The 16,109-nt window shown below is 66.1% G+C and carries 18 protein-coding genes and 1 tRNA gene; 13 read left to right on the forward strand and 6 right to left on the reverse strand.

Going from position 1 to position 16,109, the window contains the following annotated elements; genetic code table 11:
- Positions 1-146: 146 nt before the first annotated feature.
- From DV704_RS09340 to DV704_RS09355, 4 genes are all read left to right on the forward strand, one after another.
- Positions 147-596 (forward strand): divergent PAP2 family protein, encoded by a 450-nt coding sequence (locus DV704_RS09340; RefSeq protein WP_114799317.1) that lies wholly within the window; start codon positions 147-149, stop codon positions 594-596.
- Between the two features lie 32 nt (positions 597-628).
- Positions 629-1,048 carry an OsmC family protein gene (locus DV704_RS09345; RefSeq protein WP_114799318.1) on the forward strand — a complete coding sequence of 140 codons (420 nt, stop codon included), beginning with the start codon at positions 629-631 and terminating at the stop codon, positions 1,046-1,048.
- Between the two features lie 96 nt (positions 1,049-1,144).
- Positions 1,145-2,497 (forward strand): ABC transporter permease subunit, encoded by a 1,353-nt coding sequence (locus tag DV704_RS09350; protein WP_114799319.1) that lies wholly within the window; start codon positions 1,145-1,147, stop codon positions 2,495-2,497.
- Positions 2,497-3,813: a sugar ABC transporter permease gene (locus DV704_RS09355; RefSeq protein WP_114799320.1), complete on the forward strand. Its 1,317-nt coding sequence runs from the start codon at positions 2,497-2,499 to the stop codon at positions 3,811-3,813. Before DV704_RS09350 ends, DV704_RS09355 begins: the two co-directional genes overlap by 1 nt.
- A gap of 4 nt (positions 3,814-3,817) precedes the next feature.
- On the opposite strand, the gene DV704_RS09360 is transcribed toward DV704_RS09355, so the two are convergent.
- The 4 genes from DV704_RS09360 to rph are packed head-to-tail and all read right to left on the reverse strand — an operon-like array spanning position 3,818 to position 6,330.
- Positions 3,818-4,516 (reverse strand): SDR family oxidoreductase, encoded by a 699-nt coding sequence (locus DV704_RS09360; RefSeq protein ID WP_114799321.1) that lies wholly within the window; start codon positions 4,514-4,516, stop codon positions 3,818-3,820.
- Between the two features lie 52 nt (positions 4,517-4,568).
- Complete coding sequence (locus DV704_RS09365; RefSeq protein ID WP_114799322.1) at positions 4,569-4,919, reverse strand: plastocyanin/azurin family copper-binding protein; 351 nt, start codon at positions 4,917-4,919, stop codon at positions 4,569-4,571.
- A 51-nt stretch (positions 4,920-4,970) separates the two neighbouring features.
- Entirely contained in the window at positions 4,971-5,582 is a 612-nt protein-coding gene (rdgB, locus tag DV704_RS09370) for an RdgB/HAM1 family non-canonical purine NTP pyrophosphatase (protein WP_114799323.1), read from the reverse strand.
- Positions 5,583-5,613: 31 nt separating this feature from the next.
- On the reverse strand, positions 5,614-6,330 hold the full coding sequence (rph, locus tag DV704_RS09375) for a ribonuclease PH (RefSeq protein ID WP_114799324.1): 717 nt from the start codon (positions 6,328-6,330) through the stop codon (positions 5,614-5,616).
- Between the two features lie 49 nt (positions 6,331-6,379).
- On the opposite strand from rph, the gene DV704_RS09380 reads away from it, so the two are divergent.
- Positions 6,380-6,454, forward strand: a tRNA-Thr gene (locus DV704_RS09380).
- On the opposite strand, the gene DV704_RS09385 is transcribed toward DV704_RS09380, so the two are convergent.
- Together DV704_RS09385 and DV704_RS09390 are read right to left on the reverse strand one after the other, a co-directional pair.
- A complete protein-coding gene (locus DV704_RS09385) occupies positions 6,433-7,272 on the reverse strand; it encodes a metalloenzyme (RefSeq protein WP_369911164.1) in 840 nt (279 codons plus the stop codon). The genes DV704_RS09380 and DV704_RS09385 overlap by 22 nt on opposite strands.
- Before the next feature lie 35 nt (positions 7,273-7,307).
- Positions 7,308-8,114, reverse strand: a complete 807-nt coding sequence (locus tag DV704_RS09390) for a serine/threonine-protein kinase (RefSeq protein ID WP_114799326.1) — start codon at positions 8,112-8,114, stop codon at positions 7,308-7,310.
- A gap of 100 nt (positions 8,115-8,214) precedes the next feature.
- Between DV704_RS09390 and DV704_RS09395 the strand changes: the two genes are divergently transcribed.
- Genes DV704_RS09395 through aat form a run of 8 tightly spaced genes read left to right on the forward strand, consistent with a single transcriptional unit; the run spans position 8,215 to position 16,109 of the window.
- Positions 8,215-8,961: a patatin-like phospholipase family protein gene (locus DV704_RS09395; protein ID WP_114799327.1), complete on the forward strand. Its 747-nt coding sequence runs from the start codon at positions 8,215-8,217 to the stop codon at positions 8,959-8,961.
- A 24-nt stretch (positions 8,962-8,985) separates the two neighbouring features.
- Positions 8,986-9,774, forward strand: coding sequence for a signal peptidase I (gene lepB, locus DV704_RS09400; protein WP_114799328.1), 789 nt, complete (start codon positions 8,986-8,988; stop codon positions 9,772-9,774).
- A 59-nt stretch (positions 9,775-9,833) separates the two neighbouring features.
- Positions 9,834-10,376, forward strand: coding sequence for an ATP-dependent protease subunit HslV (gene hslV / locus DV704_RS09405; protein ID WP_199489972.1), 543 nt, complete (start codon positions 9,834-9,836; stop codon positions 10,374-10,376).
- Positions 10,373-11,626 carry an ATP-dependent protease ATPase subunit HslU gene (locus DV704_RS09410; RefSeq protein ID WP_114799330.1) on the forward strand — a complete coding sequence of 418 codons (1,254 nt, stop codon included), beginning with the start codon at positions 10,373-10,375 and terminating at the stop codon, positions 11,624-11,626. Before hslV ends, DV704_RS09410 begins: the two co-directional genes overlap by 4 nt.
- A 43-nt stretch (positions 11,627-11,669) precedes the next feature.
- Positions 11,670-12,725 (forward strand): tetratricopeptide repeat protein, encoded by a 1,056-nt coding sequence (locus tag DV704_RS09415; RefSeq protein ID WP_114799331.1) that lies wholly within the window; start codon positions 11,670-11,672, stop codon positions 12,723-12,725.
- A gap of 58 nt (positions 12,726-12,783) precedes the next feature.
- Positions 12,784-13,722, forward strand: coding sequence for a DNA double-strand break repair nuclease NurA (locus DV704_RS09420; RefSeq protein WP_114799332.1), 939 nt, complete (start codon positions 12,784-12,786; stop codon positions 13,720-13,722).
- A gap of 10 nt (positions 13,723-13,732) precedes the next feature.
- Positions 13,733-15,469: an ATP-binding protein gene (locus DV704_RS09425; RefSeq protein ID WP_114799333.1), complete on the forward strand. Its 1,737-nt coding sequence runs from the start codon at positions 13,733-13,735 to the stop codon at positions 15,467-15,469.
- Between the two features lie 7 nt (positions 15,470-15,476).
- The gene (aat, locus tag DV704_RS09430; protein ID WP_114799334.1) at positions 15,477-16,109 is read left to right on the forward strand and encodes a leucyl/phenylalanyl-tRNA--protein transferase; all 633 of its coding nucleotides are present in this window, start codon (positions 15,477-15,479) and stop codon (positions 16,107-16,109) included.

Genomic DNA, 16,109 nt, shown 5'->3' on the forward strand with positions numbered 1-16,109 from the left:
ATCCTGGCCAGGTCGGGGCGTGCACCCGACCGCAGATGGGCTCGGACGGAGCCTGCGGGGATGGATACGGCAAGGGCCGTCCCGTGAGAACCGCGAAGCCCCGTTCTTCAGAACGGGGAGTCGTCACAATCAGACCGAAGCGCCCTATGCACGAGCTTCTCGCCAATCAGGTACTCTGGACAGCCATCCTAGCCAGCGTGCTGGCCCAGCTCATCAAGCTCCTCATCTACTACTGGATGGAGCGCCGCTGGGAATGGGAGCGCCTGGCTGAGACCGGAGGGATGCCCAGCTCCCACTCGGCCACGGTGGCGGCGCTGGCCACGGGGGTGGGCATCACCGAGGGGCTGGGCAGCGCGTACTTTGCGATTGCGGTGGTGCTGGCCATCATCGTGATGTACGATGCCACCGGTATTCGTCGGGCCGCCGGGCTGCACGCGGCCCGCCTGAACGACCTTTTCGAGGAGTTCCGGGCGGTTTTCCAGCAAGGGCCCAAGCCCGAACCCCTGAAGGAGCTTTTGGGGCACACCTACCTCGAGGTGGCGGTGGGGGCTCTCTTGGGCATTGGTTTTGCCCTTCTCAGCTTTGCCCTGTTCTAGCTCCTTGGCTATTATGGGGGAAAGGAGAGACCATGCCGGTACGCTCAGCCAACGCAGTGTGGAAAGGCACCCTCAAGGAAGGGCAGGGCCATCTGAGGTTGCAAAGTGGGGTTTACGAGGGGCCCTATACCTGGGCCTCGCGCTTTGCCGATGCCGCGGGCACCAATCCCGAGGAACTGGTGGCGGCGGCCCACGCCGGCTGCTTCGCCATGTTCCTCTCGGCCCTGCTCACCAACCACAACACCCCCCCGGAGGAGCTCAACGTCACCGCCAGGGTCCACCTGGGCGAGGGGCCCACCCTTACCAAGATCGAGCTGGAGCTTTCGGCCCGGGTGCCCGGTCTTGACCCTGGGAAGTTCGCCGAGCTGGCCGAGGAGGCCAAGGCCAAGTGCCCCATTTCCAAGGCCCTGGCAGCGGTACCGGAGATTACCCTGGAAGCCCGGCTGCTCTAAATCGCCTGCCCCGCCGGCCAGGGGGTGCTCGGGCCTGCTGGTAGAAGCGCTTCCATGACCCTCTTATACTAAGAGCGCTTCTGTCAGGAGGTGGCAATGTATCGATCTCCCCCCGGCGCTCGAGGTTTTTTCATCGCTATCGGCCTTTTGGGTGGGGCCCTGCTGCTGGCTACGCTGGCGGGGCTGCTCCTGTACTGGGCCTTGCAGGCGGCTTTCCCCAGGCCGCTCGAGGCGGCTTACCCCGGGTACCTGGTCCTGATCTTTGCCCTTCTGGTCCTGCTGCCTCTGCTGGTCTTCCTGGGGCGGCGGGTGCCTTACCTGACCGACTGGTACTATCTGCTGCCGGCCATCGCCTTTCTCCTGGCCTTTACGGTCTTTCCTATTTTTCTCACGGTTTACTACAGCTTCACCAACTACACCGGGCTGCGCAACGGCAAGCCCGACCGCTCCACCGAAACGGCGGTGGTGCAGGTAGAGGACCGCTCGCTGGTGCTGGAGGGGGAGGCCTACCCCCTGCTGCGCTGCGACCGGCCCGACTGCGCCGGCCAGCCCCTGGAGATCACCAGCCGCACCCAGCGGGCCCGGGTGGTGGCGGAGAGGGCCCAGGGCGAGGTGGTGCTCCTTACCGCCCCGCCCCCTTTTACCCCCAGCCTGGTTTACAAGATCAACGACTACCAGTTCGTGGGCTTCCAGAACTACGTGGAAATCTTCAGCCGAGCGGGCAGCGTTTTGCTCCCGGTGCTCGTTTGGAACCTCATCTTCGCTGCCGGCGCGGTGGTGGTGGGGGCGGTCCCGGGCCTGGTGTTGGGCCTGATCCTGAGCAACAAGAACCTGGCCTTCCGGGGCTTTTACCGCACGGCCCTGATCATCTCCTGGGCCATACCGGCGGTCATCAGCGTGCAAATTTTCACCGCCATGCTCAACGTTCAGTTTGGCCCCATCAACCGCCTGCTGGGCTTGCTGGGGGCCTATCCTGTTCCCTGGCTCACCGACCCCGAGTGGTTCAAGGTCTCGGCCCTGCTCATCAGCCTCTGGCTGAGCTTCCCCTACTGGATGACCGCCACTTTGGGAGCTCTTTCCACCATCCCCGAGGACGTCTACGAGGCGGCCAGAATAGACGGCGCCAGCGGCTGGCAGACCCTCACCGGCATCACCCTGCCCTTGCTGCGTCAACCTTTCATTCCCTTGATTTTGGGCTCCTTTGCCTTTAACTTCAACAACTTTAGCCTCATCTACCTGATGGGCCCCCAGCCTGGGGTGGAGGGCCGCCCCTCTACCGCCCAGGCCGGCGATATCCTGATTACCTGGGCCTACAAGACCGCCTTCCAGGCCGATGGGGGCCAGGCCTATGGCCTGGGTGGGGCCATCTCGGTGCTGATTTTTCTGCTGACGGTATTCATAAGCCTCATCAATTTCCGCTTTACCGGGGCTTTACGGGAGGTGCGCTGATGCGCTGGCTGGGTTGGACGCTCCTGGCCCTTTTGCTGGCCTGGCTGGTGGGGGTTTACCTTCCCGACCTTTTCTCGCGGGTACAGCCCAACCTGCCGCCGGGCTTCGTGCGGATTGAAAACGGCTGGGTCTATGCCCTGGGGGGGCTGCTGGGGCTGGTGCTGTTGATTCTGGGGTATGCGGTGGGGGTGACCAGCCTGGTAAACCGGCGCACCGGCCGCCGCCGCAGCTTCTGGCCGCTTTTTGGCCAGGGGCTAACGCACCTCTTTATGGTGCTGGTGCTCTTTTTTGCCTACTACCCGGTGCTGCAGATTCTGGCCGCCTCCTTTGACCCCCGCAACACCCTCTACCGCATCCTGCCGCCCCAGAGCGAAAACCTTTTGGTGCGGGCTCGAGTAATCCCCGATCTTTCCCAGCTTAGCTGGGAAAACTACGCCCGGCTCTTCGAGGGGTTTGTGCTCTACCCCTACCAGGTGGTTTTGCTGCTTCTGGCCGGGCTCGCCTTGCTGGGGGTGGGGCTTTTGGCTGCTTACCGAAGGCTGGTGGGGGACGCCCAGGCCGACAGCCCCCTGGGCCTGGCGCAGAACCGCAGCCTGGCGGCCTTTGCTCTCCTCAGCTTTGCCCTGGTGGTTTTGATTTCTCCCGCGCAGTTCACCGGCCAGACCACCGAGTCCAAGTTCCTGCTCTGGGTGCGGAACACCCTGTTTGTTTCCGGGCTCACAGGGCTTCTGGCCGTGCTCCTCACGGCCACGGCAGGCTATGCCTTCGCCCGCTTCAACTTTCCCGGGCGCTACCCTTTGCTTTTAGTGTTCATTTTCATCCAAATGTTCCCGGGGTTTTTGGGGCTGGTGGCCACCTATATCCTCATCTCCAACCTGGGGCTCCTGAACACCTTCACAGGGCTGGTGCTGGCCTACTCGGGGGCCATCATCAGCTTCGGTACCTGGGTGTACAAGGGCTTTTTGGAAAGCATCTCCAAAAGCCTGGAAGAAGCCGCCCTGATCGATGGGGCCAGCAGGTGGCAGGTTTTCACCCGGATTCTGTTGCCCCTTTCGGCCCCCATGTTCGTCTTCATCTTCCTCTTGCAGTTCGTGGGCACCTATTCGGAGTTCATCGTGGCCAATCTGTTCCTCACCGGGGTGGATGCCTGGACGGTGGGGATGGGCCTCAGGAACTTCACCACCGGGCAGTTCTCCACCAAGTGGGGCCTGTTTGCTGCAGCAGCGGTGGTGGGCTCGCTGCCCATTCTGCTTACCTTCTACGGCTTTCAGCGCTACTTTGTTTCAGGCTACACCGCAGGCGCGGTGAAGGAGTAGCGCTTCATCGCTTGGGCTGGCTGGGCCTTATGTCCAGCTCGCTCACCACGATGCCGGGGTCGGTCGTGAGCAGGTAGAGCACCGCCTGGGCCACGTCCTGGGGCTTTATCTTCCAGCCCACCCCGGTGGGGTTGCCGGCGAAGGGGGTGTCCACCGAGCCGGGCAGGATGCTGCTTACCCGGATGCCCTGGTGGCGCAGGTCGAGCAGTGCCGCCTCGGAGAAGCCCAGCAGGCCGAACTTGCTGGCGTTGTAGGCTGCCCCCCCGGCGAAGGCGTTTTTCCCCGCCAGCGAGCCGATGTTGATGATGTAGCCTCCCCCCCGTCTGAGCAAGGCGGGGACCGCAGCCTTGGTGGCGTAGAAGGGGCCGGTGAGGTTGGTCTGCACCACCTGCTGCCACTCCTCCGGGCTTAGCTCGTGCACGGGCTTGAAGATGCCGATGCCGGCGTTGTTGATGAGGAAGTCTAGGCCGCCGAATTGAGCTTCCAGCCGCTCCACTGCCTGCACCAGGTCCTCGTAGCGGGTGACGTCCCCCGGCAAAGCCAGGCAGCCGCCCAGCTCAGCGGCCAGCCGGGCCAGCTTGTCCTGGCTGCGGGCAAAGAGCCCCACCCTCACCCCATGGGCCACCAGCGCGCGGGCGATTTCCAGGCCGATGCCCGAGGAGGCTCCGGTGACCAGTGCTACTTTTCCATGCAAATCTGCCACGCCCTATATCGTTTTTAGGGAGCAGGAGGGCCACAATGACGGGCGACACCTTTCAGGGCTCCACCACGATGCGCCCCCGCATGCCGAGCTGGGCATGGCCATTTACGGTGCAGATGTACTCGATCTCGCCGGCCAGGTTAAAGACCACCCGCTGGCGCTCGCCGCCGTTCAGCCTTCGGGTGCTGAACTGGAGTGCAGCAGGGGTGCTGGGAACCGAAACTGCGTCGTGTACGCCCTGATCAGCGTTGAAAAACTCGATACAGCCGCCTTTCTTGAGGGTCACGAGGCTAGGGTTGAAGGGCTGGGTGGGGCTGACCATCCGCACCTCCGCGCAGGCGGTGGGGGTGTTGGCCCCGCTGCAGGCAGCCAGGAGCACCAGGCCAAGGAACAGGAGCACAGGCATGGCATTACCCTAACCCCTTGCAGCCCCGGGCAGCCTTTAGCGTTGCTTAAGCTACTCCTGCATGGGGGCTTCCCTGCGCACCAGGCCCTGCTGGTGGGCCTCTATCAGCGCTTTTAGGGCTTTGCCGCGGTGGGAGTAGCGGGCTTTTTCCTCCAGGGTCATCTCGGCAAAGGTCTTTCCGGCCTCGGGTACCAGAAAGAGAGGGTCGTAACCGAAGCCCCAGTCGCCTCTGGGGGCCTCCAGGATCTCCCCCTCGGTCTCGCCGCGGTAGAGCTCCAGGTAGCCATCGGGGTAGGCCAGGGCCAGCACGGCCACGAAGCGGGCCTGGCGCTCGCCTGGCGGGAGCCCGCGCATGCGCTCCAGCAGGTAGACGTTGCGCTCTAGGTCGGAGTTACGGTTGCCGTAGCGCGCCGAGTAGACCCCGGGCTCGCCGCCCAGGGCTTTGACCTCGAGCCCAGAGTCGTCGGCTAGGGTGGGCAGGCCGCTGTGCCTGGCGGCGAAGGCGGCCTTGAGTATGGCGTTGTCCTCGAAGGTGGCGCCCTCCTCGGGAGGCAGCTTGAAGGGGTAGTCAAGCAAAGAAAGCACGGTCCAACCCAGCGGGGCCAGGCCCTCCTTGAGCTCGCGGAATTTGCCCGGGTTGGAGGTCGCTATCAGAAGCCGCATCGGCTCTATCTTAGCGCTTCTGCGGGGGACCTCAGGTTTTTGCATGGATTTGGGCGTGAAGCCGCCGCACCAGCTCAGGAATCTGGGCCAGCCCCAGCTCGAACATCGCCTGGTAGGTTTCCTTGGGAATCGGGCGGCCTTCCCCGGCTCCGTGCAGCTCGATGATTTCGCCAGCCCGGGTGGCCACCACGGTCAGGTCGGCCCAGGCGTTTTCGTCCTCGAGCTGGGTTAGGTCGAGCAGGAGGGTGCCGTCGCTCATCCAGCCCACGCTCACCGCGGCAAACTCGGTCAGGGGCCACTCGTCGAGCCGGCCCTGCTGGACCAGCCGGTCCAGGGCCATGTGTAAGGCAGCGTACCCCCCCAGAAGCGCGGCCACCCGGGTCCCGCCGTCGGCCTGGATCACGTCCGCATCCACCACCACCGTTCTGCCCGGCAGAAGGCGCAGGTCCAGCACGGCCCGGAAGGCCCGGCCCAAAAAGCGTTGAATTTCGGCGGTGCGGCCGGAGATTTTTTGCCGTTCGCGCTCCTTGCGCTCCTGGGTGGAGCGGGGCAGCAGGTTGTACTCCGCCATCAGCCAGCCCTGCCGGCCCGGGACGTGCCGCGGCACCCCTTCGGTGAGGGAGACGTTCACCAGGACCCGGGTCTGGCCCAGCTCCACCAGGGCCGAGCCTTCGGCATACCGTACGTAGCCCATCTGTAGCCTGAGAGGGCGCAGCTCATGGGCCGCGCGGCCGTCCTTGCGCTTCATCGCCCGAGACTTTACCACAAGGGCATTTGACGCTAGAATATCCGGGCGTGCCGGTGTAGCTCAGCGGTAGAGCACTCGATTCGTAATCGAGCGGCCGTCGGTTCAAATCCGACCACCGGCTCCACATAAAGCCCAGCGCAGCCAGGGGGCCAGCTCGGCCAGGCTCTGCATGGGGGGCAGGCTGGCCGCCAGGGGTCCGGAGACCACCAGGGGCACCGGGTTGCGGGTGTGCTGGGGGTGCCAGGGCTCCTCGGCGTTGCCGTGGTCGCTGGTGAGAACGAGGGTGGCCTCGCCCTGGGCGGCCAGGAAGCCTGCCAGGAAACGGTCGAGCTCGAGGAAGCGCTCTGCCAGGCGTTCGGGCTCCCGGTGGGCGGCGTGGTCCAGGGCCCAGTGCTCCAGGATGACCAGATGGTGGGCCTGGGCCAGCCGGGCGAAGCGGGCCCCGCTGGCCTCGGGCTCGGGCCAGAAGGCCGGGGGAAGGGCCAGGGGGTGTTCCCAGGGTAGCAGCGCCAGCCCGGCTGCTCGGGCCGCATAGCCGAAGGCCGAGAGCAGGTTGCGGCGGCTTTTCTGCGTTCGCTCCAGGTAGCTTTCGTGATAGCCGTTGGCGTGGAGCACCCTGAGGCCCTGGCGGACAGCCCAGACCTGGAGGCTTTCGCTTTGCAGCAGGGCCTGCAGGCGGCTCAGGGGGTGGGGGCCCTGGTGCCGCCCCAGCAGCCTGGCTGCGTTTATGCCGGTGAGGAGGGTGGTCTGGCCGGTGCCCGACTGGGGCAGCCCCTCTACCCCCAAGCAGGCGTCCAGCACGCGGTAGGCGTGGTCGCTGGTGGTGAAGGGCAGCCGGCTGAAGCCCCGGCTGAGCCCCCTCAGGGTGGGCAGCTTTAGCCGGTGCAGGGGGCTGGCGGGGTCCTCGCAGACCCCCAGCCCGTCCACAAACAAGAAGGCCAGCACGGGCCCATTTTCACCCCGAGCTGGGTGTGGGTTCAAAGCGCCAGGCCCATCCCTTTCAGCTCGCGCAGGGCCTCCGAGGCGTTGGGGTAGCGCTCGCGGGCATCCTTGGCCAGGAGTCGGTTGAGGTAGGCCTGCAGCTCCTTTGAGGCCGTGAGCCCGGTCTCCGGGGCGATGCAAAGCGGCGGAGGAGGGGTGTGGAGATGGGCCCGCAGCACCTCGGTGGGTTCCCCGGTAAAAGGGAGTTCGCCGGCCAGGGCCCAGTACAGGAGCACGCCCGCCGAGTAGATGTCTGAAGCGGGGGTAGGGGGCTGGCCGCGGATCTGCTCTGGGGCGATGTAGGCGGGGGTGCCCAGGCGGACCTGCCGGGAGAAGCGTTCGCTGGCCGGCCCCGAGAGGTCGAAGTCCACCAGCCGGGCCTCACCGGTGCCATCTACCACCAGGTTTTCGGGTTTCACATCGCGGTGGACCAGGTTTTTGCTGTGCATGTGCGCCAGGGCCTCGAGCAGGTGCTGGAATACCAGGAGCACCCGGCTGGGGTGGTCCTGGCGCCACTCGGAGAAGCGGCTGCCTGGGGCAAAGGCCAGCAGCACGGCCGGGTGGTTGCAGCCGTTGTACGGCACGCTGAGCCGGGCCAGCACGGGGTTGATGTGGGGGTGCTTGAGCTGCCGGCCCACCCGCCACTCGCGCTCGGCCCGGCCCTCGAAGCCTTTGGGAAAGACCTTTAGGGCGTAGGGGGTGCCGTGAATGTCGAAGGCCAGGTGGACCGTGGCCAAGGAGCCGCGGGCGATGGGGCGGATGACCTTGTACCGGCCCTCCAGGGTGATTCCGGCTAACCCCACAGCACCACTATACCCGCTTTGGTCAGGGTTCTTGGGCCATTCTAGAACGGAGGCATAGAATTACACCCGCCCCTGGGGATGGGGATTCGCAGGAGGTAGGGTGCGCGGTCTGGTCTTGTCGGGTGGGGGGGCCAGGGGGCTGGCCCACATCGGGGTGCTGGAAGTGCTGGAGGCCCAGGGCTTCGAGGCTGAGGTGGTGGCCGGCACCAGCATGGGGGCGGTGGTGGGGGCCCTGTACGCCTCCGGCAAGAGGCCGGCGGCGATCCTCGAGATCGCCCGCCGCACTCCCTGGCTGCGCCTTTTGGACCTGGTGCCCCGCCCGGGCCTCATCTCCCAGCGGGCTTTGCACGAGTTTCTAGCCCGGCACCTGCCGCCCAGCTTTGAGGAGCTGGAAAGAAAGCTGGTGGTAACGGCGGTGGACCTCGAGGCCGGCCGGCTGGCCTACTTCAGCGAGGGCGACCTGCCGGGGGCGGTGCTGGCCTCGGTGGCCTACCCGGGCCTGCTGGCCCCGGTGGAGTACGCCGGGCGGGTCTATGTGGACGGCGGGGTGCTGGACAACCTCCCGGTGGACGCAGCCCGCTTCATGCGGGCCCGCTACGTGCTCGCGGTGGACGTGACCCCCGAGGCGGCCCAGCCCGGGGTGCCGCGCTCCTCCGTGGGGCAGATTCGCCGGGCCCTCGACATCATGCAGCACCACCTCACCGCGGCCCGGCGCTCGCTGTACCCCCCGGAGGCCTACATCCGCCCTGAGCTAAGAGGGGTGGGCATGGAGCAGTTCGGGCGCCTGGAGGAGATCGTGGAGGCGGGGCGAAAGGCTGCGGCCAGCCTGGACCTCAAGGTATGCTAGGGGCCGGATTGGAGACGCTACGCGATGCGAAAGTTTCTCGAGTACCTTTTCAAGGAGTGGTTCCGTCAGGTGGGGGAGGCTTTGCTGCTGGCCTTCCTGGTGACCACCTTTCTCTTCACCACCGTAGGGGTGGTGGGCAGCTCGATGAACCCCACCCTCTTGAATGGCGAGCGGGTGTTCGTGCCCAAGTACGAGACCTGGCTGGTGCGCTTTGGCCTGATGCAGTGGCAGCGGGGCGAGGTGGCCATCGTCAAGCCCCCTGAGGGAACCCCCAACGCGGTGGCTCGCTTTCCTGTGCTGGGCTTTGAGTTCCGGGCCTTTTTCATCAAGCGCATCGTGGCCCTGCCGGGCGATGAGGTAAGCCTGCGGGAGGGAGTGCTCTACGTAAACGGCCAGCCCCTGAACGAGCTGCACATCACCGCCTCGCTCCAGCCCTACCCGGACAGCTACCCGGTGGTCTGCTACCGCGATGGAAGACTCACCGCCCTCATCACCCAGCAGCAGGTGCGCTTCACCCCTGAGCTGCTGCCCGACTACCTGAGGCCCACTTTGGAGATGCTGGTGCCCCCTTCCGAGGAGGAGCTGGCCAAAAGCCGTTTGGGGGAGCACTGCTTCGTGGGGGCGCTCAAGCTCAGGCCCGGCTACTACTTCGTGATGGGGGACAACCGCACCTTCGGCGGTTCGGAGGATTCCCGCACCTTTGGCCCGGTGCCCGTCACGGCGATTGCCGGCCGGGCCAACGCGGTCTGGTGGCCGCTCAACCGCATCCGCCTCTTGCCGGTGCCGGAGGGGTTCAGGGCCCTGGAAAATTGAGCCTCTTGCGCCCTCTCATGGCGGCTTCACCCTGCGGCGCTAGATTCCGGGGAGTGAAAATGCACGGCACCACAATTGTGGCTGTACGTCGGGACGGCGTGACCGCTATGGCAGGCGACGGCCAGGTGACCCTGGGCCAGACCGTCCTCAAGACCGGCGCGGTCAAGGTGCGCCGGCTGGAGGTGGGCGGGGGGGTGCTGGTGGGGTTCGCCGGGGCGGTGGCCGACGCCCTCACCCTTTTGGAGCGGTTCGAGGCGGCCCTCAAGGAGGCCAAGGGCAGCCTCCAGCGGGCGGCCATCGAGACGGCCAAGCTTTGGCGCACCGACCGGGTGCTGCGCAACCTGGAGGCCATGCTGGTGCTGGCCGACCGGGAAAACCTGCTCCTGCTATCGGGCAGTGGGGAGGTGCTCACCCCCGATGAGCCGGTGCTCGCGGTGGGCTCCGGGGGGCCCTACGCCCTGGCCGCGGCCAAGGCCCTGCTGCGCCACTCGGCCCTTTCGGCCCCCGAGATCGCCCGGGAGGCCATCCGGCTTGCAGGGGAGATCGACCTCTACACCAGCGGGGAGGCCACCCAGGTCCTGCTGCTAGGGGAGGCGGCGTGAACCTTACCCCAGCCGAGATCGTGCGGGAGCTCGATAAGCACATCGTGGGGCAGACGGCGGCCAAGCGCGCGGTGGCGGTGGCCTTGCGCAACCGCATGCGGCGCAAGAAACTGCCCCCCGAGCTGGCCCGCGAGGTTATGCCCAAGAACATCCTGATGATAGGCCCCACCGGGGTGGGCAAGACCGAGATTGCCCGGCGGCTTGCGCGGCTGGCAGGGGCTCCCTTCCTCAAGGTAGAGGCCACCAAGTTCACCGAGGTGGGCTACGTGGGGCGGGATGTGGACTCTATCGTGCGCGACCTGGCCGAGGCCGCCTACCAGCTCGTGATGCAGGAAATGAAGGCCAAAGTGGAGGACCGGGCGCGGAGCCTGGCCGAGGACCAGGTGGCCTCGCTGCTGCGGGTCCCCGTCCACGAGCTGCGCACCGGCCGCTACCACGAGCAATACGTGGAGGTGGAGGTGGCCGAGGAGGCTCGGCTGCCCATGGTGGGCATGCTCGGGGGGGAGTCCATGCAGGGTTTGCAGGAGATGCTCAGGGGGCTTCTGCCCCAGCGCCGGGTGCGCCGGCGGATGCGGGTGCGGGAGGCTTTGGAGGTCCTCAAGAACCAGGAGGCCGAGCGGCTCGTGGACAAGGAGGAGGCCTCCCAGGAGGCCCTGCGCCGGGCACAGGAGGAAGGCATTGTCTTTATCGATGAGATCGACAAAATCGCTCGCAGCAGGGGGTCTGTGGGTGGACCCGATGTCTCCGGCGAGGGGGTGCAGCGGGACCTGCTGCCCATCGTGGAGGGCACCGTGGTCTCGACCCGGTTGGGGCCTCTTTCCACCGACCATGTCCTCTTCATCGCTGCAGGGGCTTTTCATGTCTCCAAACCCTCCGACCTGATCCCAGAGCTCCAGGGCCGCTTTCCCATTCGGGTGGAGCTCGAGCCCTTGGGGCCCAAGGAGTTCGAGCGCATCCTGCTCGAGCCGGAGAACTCCCTCATCAAGCAGTACAAGGCCCTGCTCGCGGCCGACGAGACCGAGCTTCACTTCACCCCTGAAGCCATTGAGGCGGTGGCCCGGTTTGCTCACCAAGCTAACCAAGAGTTGGAGGATATTGGCGCCAGACGGCTTTCAACCGTCCTAGAGCGGGTTCTGGAGGAAGTCTCGTTTCAGACCAACCTGGGGCGGGTAGAGATCACCAAGGAGTATGTGGAAGCCCGGCTCAAAGATGTTCTGGCCTCGCCCGACCTATCCCGCTACATCCTCTAGGAGTAGCGTGGTGCGAGCATCGGGCCTGGCGTGGAGGAAGAAGATGCGCTTTTGGTTGTTTTTGGTTTTGGTTGCGGGAAGCGTCCTGGCGCAGCAGAACCCGCCCTCGTCCCGGCCCCAGACCCAGGCCAGCCTGTGCGCCCTGCTCTACGATGCCGGGCGGCCAGAAGCGGCCCTTTCAGCCTGCGAGCGGGCAGTGAGGGACGCCCCCACGGCGGAGAACCTTTACCTCCTGGCCCGGGTTCAGGCCGAGCTGGGCCGCTTTACCGCTGCTATCGAGAACCTGCGCCGCTCCATCACCCAAAACAGCGGCTTCATTCAGTCCTATGTGGCCCTGGCCCAGGTCTATGTGCGCCAGTACCTGCTTTCGGAAAACCGCGAGGCGGCCAAGGGCCTGCTGGACCAGGCCCTTTCGGTTTTGCGCGAGGCCGAGCGGGTGAACCCCCGCTACGCCCCCATCTACGCCACCCGGGGCACGGTGCTGGCCTACCAGGGCCGCCTTGACCAAGCCATCGAGGCCATCAACCGCTCGCTGGCCCTGAAGGACGAGCCGGTGGTGCGGGCCTTGCTGGCCGATATCTATATCCGCCAGGGCAAGTGGGAAGAGGCCCTCAAGAACTACGATGAGGCGGTGAAGGCTGCCCCCAGGAATGCCAGCCTGCGGGTCAAGTACGGCAGCCTGCTGCTTCTTAGAGGTAATGTGGACCAGGCTATTGAGCAGCTGGACCAGGCGGTGGTGCTGGCCCCGGGCAACGCCGAGGCCTGGCTGCGCCGGGGGGATGCCTACTACGAGAAAAAAGACTGGCAGCAGGCGGGGGTCTCCTACCAGCAGACCGTGGCCCTTTCTCCGGTGCGCTACCCCGATGCCTATCTGGGCCTGGGGCAGGTTTTCTTGGAGCTGAAGGACTACCAGAAGGCCCGCTTCAACTTCACCAAGGCGGTGGCCCTGGAGCAGAACAACCCGGTCTACCGCTACTGGCTCTGCCGGGCCAACGAGCTCATGGGCGACAAGGAGGGGGCGCGGGCCCAGTGCGAGCACGCCATCCGGCTGCGCCCCGACTTCAAGGAAGCCCAGGAGGTGCTGAACCGTCTTAGGTAGACTGCATAAAAGCTAGCAGTCCTTTGCGCAAAAACATAAGCTGGCCTATAATCGCCTCATGCCCTGGCGTCTAGAAACCTGGAGCCCCGAGTACGTGCTGCCGGAACGGGTAGGGGAGGAAGAGGAGAGTCGGCTGGAAGTAAAGACCGGTATCGAGGGGGCCTGGGAGGCCCAGAGCCCGAAGCTGGTTTCCCCTGAGCAGTGGCCGAAGCTTTACCTGGTGGACGGCCGCCAGCGTATCGAGGCCCAGCTCATCGATGCTGAGGGGCGGCGGGCGGTGCTGGCCACGGTGGTGGCCGGCGCAGTGCTGCGCGATGAGGGGGGCATACGCCCGGCTGGCGACCCCATAAAAAAACACCTGCTGCTGCACGCGGGGGAGCTGCAGGAGTCCTTGCCGGATGGCCTGCGGCACTACCAGACCTACCAGGTTAGGAGGGCTGACCCCACCAGCATTCGCTCGAGCCTGACCGAGGCCATGCGGCGGTTGGAGACGGAGCTCGTCAACCAGCTCGAAGAGGGGTATGTGATTGTGGACGGCCAGCTATACCCGGGCGGGCTCACCTATCGGCGCCCCGGGCGGGTGCTGGGCTACACCAAGACCCAGGCCGCCACCTACCTGGCCCCTGGGGAGCGGGGGCTGCTCTACCGGCTCGAGCCCTACCAGCGCACCCCCATCTTCTTCCTGCCGGGGCGGGGGCTGGGCCGGGCGGTGGACGTCTACAGCTGGTACCTGCGGCTGCCTTTGCAGCCCAGCACCCCTTTTCACGGGGCCTCAGCGCTTTTGCGGGTGGAGTCGCCCACGCTCGAGCCGGCTGAGGCCAAAGAGCTGGCCGATCTTTCGGTGAGCCTGTTCTGCGCCATGGCCTCCTCGCCCACTAAAGACCCCCGGGCCCCGCAGAACCTGGTGCCGGTGGGGGGGCTGGAGCAGTGGCTGGGGCAGCACATGGGCTCCTTAGAGGTGGTGCGGCGTAGAATCGTGGAGGCGCTGTTCGCATAGGAGGTTCGGGGTGAGGCAGGTAGGTCTAATTCTGGGCAGCCGCGAAGCGCGGCCCCTCGAGTTCTGGGTGGCGGTGCCGGAGGGGTCTTACCTCCGGCTGGACGACCTGGTGTGCGTGGAGTTTCCCCATCCCGAGCCGAGCCTGGGCAACGTGCGCTACTACGGCATGGTGGACGAGGTCTTCAAGCTCTACGAGGGCAAGACCTTCGACACCGACGTTTTCCTGGCCGAGCGCCAGCTTCTGCCGGTGAGCCTCGCCTACATCGCCCACGTCCAGGTGACCCGCATCCTGCCCGAGGAGTACCTGCCCCCAAGCCCTGGGGCCCCAGTCTATCTGGCCGACGAGGAGGAAACCCTGGGGCTGGCCCTCTACTACGAGCGCATGGGCGAGCGGAAGCTGCCGGTGGGCCTGCTCAAGAACGGGCAGGTGGCCTACGTCAACTTCGAGTTCGTGAACGGCTTCAAGGGCGGCCACATCAACATCTCGGGCATCTCGGGGGTGGCGGCCAAGACCAGCTACGCCACCTTCCTGCTCCACAGCCTCTTTCACTCCCGCGCCAACCCCCACCCCAGCACCACCAAGGCCCTCATCTTCAACGTGAAGGGCGAGGACCTCTTCTACCTGGACAAGCCCAACCGGGGCCTGCGGGAGGAGGACCGGCAGGCCTACCAGCGGTTGGGCCTGCCCGCCCAGCCCTTCACCCACGTGGCCTTCCTGGCCCCGCCCCGCCGCAGCCCGGGGGACATCCTTCCGGATGTGACCCGCCTCGATGCCCGTCCCTACTACTGGGACCTGGTGCAGTTCTGCCGCGAGGGGCTGCTGCCCTTCCTCTTCGCCGACCGGGGGACCATGAGCAACCTGGGCTTTCTGATCGACCAGGTGACCGAGCGGCTGCGCTGGCTGGTGAAAGACCAGGAAGGCCCGGACCTGTGGGTGGACGATTGGGGGGAGGACGACCTTGGAAAGACGGTGGACTTCGCCGGGCTGGGCCGGCGGCGCATCGCCAGCTTCGCTGAGCTGGTGCGCTACATCGAGTACAAGCTCCTGGGCCCCGAGGCTTCCGAGGACGAGGAAAAACCAAAAGGCGACCCCCGCTGGACGGCCCGGCAGGCCCGGGGCACCCTCGAGGCTTTCGTGCGCCGCCTGCGGGCCTCGGCGGCCAACGTGGAGCACCTCATCCGCGGCGACAGGCCCGGCCAGCCCCCCCGCCCCCTGCAAACCCCGGCCCAGCTCAGCGTCATCGACATCCACCAGCTCCACGCCCAGGCCCAGATGTTCGTGGTGGGGGCCTTGCTGCAGGATGTTTTCGGCCGCAAGGAGCGGGACGAGTACAAGGGGCGGGTCTTTGTGGTGCTCGACGAGCTCAACAAGTACGCCCCGCGTGAGGGGGAAAGCCCCATCAAGGACATCCTCCTGGACATCGCCGAGCGGGGGCGCAGCCTGGGGGTGATCCTCATAGGGGCCCAGCAGACCGCCTCGGAGGTGGAGGGCCGCATCGTGGGCAACGCGGCCATCCGGGTGGTAGGGCGGCTGGACGCGGCCGAGGCCGAGCGCCCCGAGTACCGCTACCTGCCCGCTTCCTTCCGCCAGCGGGCGGTGATCCTGCCCCAGGGCACCGTGATTCTGCACCAGCCAGAGGTGCCCGTCCCCCTGGCCCTCACCTTTCCCCTTCCCGCCTGGGCCATGAAGCAGGAGGAGGTGGAGGAGGACCTCTCGGCCAGCGCCCTCTCCCAGTTGATAGACTGAAGAGGGCATGGGCCATCCGCAGTTAGAGGCCATCCTGCACATGTACGCCCAGGGCTACTTTCCCTTGGGGCTCAGGCAGGGAATCGGCTGGTTCGACCAGCGGGCCTACGGCACGCTTTTCCGGGCGGTGATGCCGCTTGACGAGCGCTTTCACATTCCCAAAAGCCTCCGACGGGTCCTGAACGCAGGCCGCTTTGAGGTGCGGATCAACCATAGCTTCACCCGGGTGTTGGAGGGCTGCGCCACCCGGGGCTGGACCTACAAGAGCGAGACCTGGCTCACCCCGGAGGTCGCGGAGCTCTACCAGTACCTTCATCGCTGGGGTTATGCCCACAGCTTTGAGACCTGGCTGGAAGGCGAGCTGGCCGGGGGGGTTTTAGGGGTGGCTTTGGGGGCCGCTTTCATCGGCGACAGCATGTTCTACCGGGTGCCCAACGCCTCCAAGGTGGCCCTGGTCCGGCTGGTGGAGTACCTGCGCGCGCGGGGCTACGAGCTCTTCGATGTGCAGGTGATGAACCCCCACCTGGCCCGCTTCGGGGCCTTTGAGGTGGACCCCGTCGAATTCCGCCGCTGGATGCAGCGGGCAATCCAAAGACCCCTGCGCTTCTTGGATGGGCCCCTGGCGAAACCCTTAGGATAG

The organism is Meiothermus sp. QL-1 (assembly GCF_003351145.1).
GTDB lineage: Bacteria > Deinococcota > Deinococci > Deinococcales > Thermaceae > Meiothermus.